The sequence below is a fragment of the Streptomyces sp. NTH33 genome, assembly GCF_003236365.1.
GTDB lineage: Bacteria > Actinomycetota > Actinomycetes > Streptomycetales > Streptomycetaceae > Streptomyces.
On sequence record NZ_POTZ01000655.1, the window covers coordinates 1 to 2931 of the forward strand.

Below are 2931 nucleotides of genomic sequence, written 5' to 3' on the forward strand. Positions count from 1 at the left end.
GGGCGGTGGCGGGCGGGGTGTCCGCGCGCGGGGAGCCGCCCGCGCCGATGATTCGCAGGTCCCGCTCGGCCTGTTCGGCCGGCAGCCGCTCGGCCGGGTCCTTGCGCAGCAGGCCCTCGATGACCGCGGCGAGCGGGCCGGCCCGGCGCGGGGGCGGCAACTCCTCGTCCACCGCGGCACGCAGGGTGCTGAGCGGGGTATCCCGCCGGAACGGGGAGTGGCCCTCGACGGCCGCGTACAGCAGCACGCCCAGCGACCACAGGCCCGACTCCGGACCCGGCGTGCGGCCCAGCGCCCGCTCCGGGGCGAGGAACTCGGGCGAGCCGATCACCTCGCCGGTCATGGTGAGCGCGGAGCTGCCCTCGACCGTCGCGATGCCGAAGTCGGTCAGCACCACCCGGCCGTCGTCCGCCAGCAGCACGTTCGCCGGCTTCACGTCCCGGTGCAGCACCCCGGCCGCGTGCGCGGCGCGCAGCGCGGACAGCACCTGAGCGCCGATGTGCGCGGCCCGCCGCGGGCCGATCGCGCCCTCGGCGTCCAGCACGTCGGCCAGCGACAGGCCGCGCACCAGCTCCATCACGATCCAGGGGCGGTCACCGTCCGTGGCCACGTCGTACACCGTGACCACGTTGCGGTCGGAGACCCGGGCCGCGGCCCATGCCTCCCGCTCCAGCCGGGTGTACATCCGCTCCACCTCGGGCGCCGGCAGGCCGGCCGGGGCCCGCACCTCCTTGACGGCGACCTCGCGGCGCAGCACCTCGTCGCGGGCGCGCCACACGGTTCCCATGCCGCCCTCGCCGAGGGGGGAGAGGAGCCGGTAGCGGCCCGCGATCACACGTTCTCGGCCCGGTTCTTCGGACACCGGCGCCCCCCTTCGCATCCGGGCGTTGTCTGAACCGCGCGTGAGTGGGCGTGATGTTCTCCCCCAAAGTAGCTCAACCCAGCGCGGATGCCGCCCCCTTGAGCATCAATCCGGCGCCCAGGGCCACGACGGCGAACGCCGAGCCGAGCGGTGCGGTCCTGCGCACCAGGGCCGCCACCGGGCCCGCGGTCCAGCGGTCGGCGCCGCGGGGCAGTACGGAGGCGGCGGGCGCGTCACGCTCGTCGTCGACGAGGGCGGGGCCGCCGGGCCGCACGCGCAGGGACGCGGCGGAGGTGTCGGCCGGAGAGGAGAGCAACTCCTCGGGGTAGTGGGCCAGTTCGCGGGAGACGGAGGTCGTGGGCACGTCCGACGCGGTGAGCGTCATACGGTCGCCGCGTGCGGTGATCTCCCGCCAGCCGGGCCCGCCCGGGGCGCCCGCGCCGCGGAAGGCGACAGAGGCGGTGGTGCCCTCGGGCAGCGGCGCGGTCAGCTCGCACTCCACCCGGAGGGTGTCCAGACCGGCCTGACCGGGACGCACGCGCGCGTGGCTGCCGACGGTGGTGAGCGCGACGTCGCGTCCGTCGACGGTGAGCCTGCTGTCCCGCGCGGCCCTCTCGCACCGCTGCCGGGCCCACGCGGTCATGCCGGTCCGCTCGATGCCGGGCCTGGCCTGGGCAGCCGGGATCTCGGCGAGGTCCTCGACGTGGGCGACACGGAGCGTGCCGGGGGAGACGACGAGGCCGTCGTAGTGGTTGACGGTGAAGTTGCCGAGGGGGTGGGCGCTCGCGGTCGCGGCCGGGGCGAGGACGAGCGCGCAGACGGCGGTGAGGACGGCCGCGGCGGCGCGGAGCGGACGAAGGTGCTTCACCGTGCTGCCTCCAGGGCCTTCAGCGCCGTACGTGCCTCGCGGGCGCCCGGCGGGGAGAAGCCGGGGTTCAGTTCCAGGGCGGCGGACAGGTGGGTGCGGGCCTCGTCGGGGTGGCCGGTGGCGCGTTCGATGACGCCGCGGTGGTGGAGGAACACGGCGTTGCGGTAGCCGGTGGCCGTGGCCCGCCGGGCGTAGGGGAGGGCTTCGGCGTCCTTGCCGTTGACGTGCAGGGCCCAGGCGAGGGCGTCCGCGGTGTGCACGGTGCGGCGGCGGTCCCACTCGGCGCGGGCGGCCCGCAGGGCGGCCCCCTTGTCGCCGTGGTCGGCGGCGGCGAGCGCGGTGTCGAGGTCGGCGTTGACGCCGCTCGCGCGGGCGAGGGCGATCCAGGCGTCGACGAGGGCGTACTGGTCCTGTGCCCTCGCCTCGTCACCGGCGGCGCCGCGCGCCTCGTACAGCTCGCCCAGCGCGACGAGCGGGCCGGGCAGCGGGGAGCGGGAGACGACGGCCTCCATGTCCTTGACCGCGCCGACGCGGTCACCGCTCGCCGCCCGGGCGCGGGCGCGGCCCTCCAGGGCGGGCAGGCAGGTGTCGTCGGCGGCCAGGGCGCGGGCGTAGTGGCCGAGCGCGGTCTTGTAGTCGCCCTGGTTCCAGGCGAGTTGGCCGAGCTGGGTGGCGACGTAGGCGATGTCGCCGCGGGAGGTGGCGGCGGCGAGCGCCTGTCCGAGGACGCGGCGGGCGGTGGTGACGTCGCCGCGCAGCTCGTGGACGTAGGCGTAGCGCGTGAAGACGGGGACGCCGGGACGCCGGGCGTCGGCGGTGTCGGCGGCCTCGGAGGCCTCCTCGTACCGGCCGAGTTCGACGAGGGCGTCGATACGCGAGGACAGGGCGCGTTCGCTGTAGGGGTTCTGCTTCAGGGCCTGGTCGGCGTAGGCCAGCGCGTCGGCGAAGTCGTGCCGGGCGGCGGCGAGCGCGGCACGCCCGGCGAGGGCCTGGTCGTTCCCGGGCGCCAGCTTCAGCGACCGCGCCAGCGCCTTCTCGGCCTGCGGATACCGCGACGGATCCCCCTTGGTCCGCGCCTCCTCGACGTAGGCGAGCCCGAGGGAGGCCCACCCGGCGTAGTCCCTGGGCTGCGCCCGGAGGTGCCCCTGCAAGGAGGCGGCACTCCCCGCACCGGGCGACTCCGGCTCCACGGCCCCGGCAC

2 protein-coding genes and 1 pseudogene are annotated in these 2931 nt (G+C 76.5%); all 3 read right to left on the minus strand.

The features are described from left to right. A partial coding sequence (locus C1I97_RS34480; RefSeq protein ID WP_146608394.1) for a serine/threonine-protein kinase occupies positions 1-880 on the minus strand: 880 nt, incomplete at its 3' end. A 61-nt stretch (positions 881-941) separates the two neighbouring features. After that, positions 942-1730 (minus strand): annotated as a pseudogene (locus C1I97_RS34485) (nickel transporter); the annotation flags it as partial. Next, positions 1727-2931, minus strand: a 1205-nt coding sequence (locus C1I97_RS34490; protein WP_181447044.1) for a tetratricopeptide repeat protein, incomplete at its 5' end; no start/stop codon positions are given. The pseudogene C1I97_RS34485 and the gene C1I97_RS34490, both read right to left, overlap by 4 nt.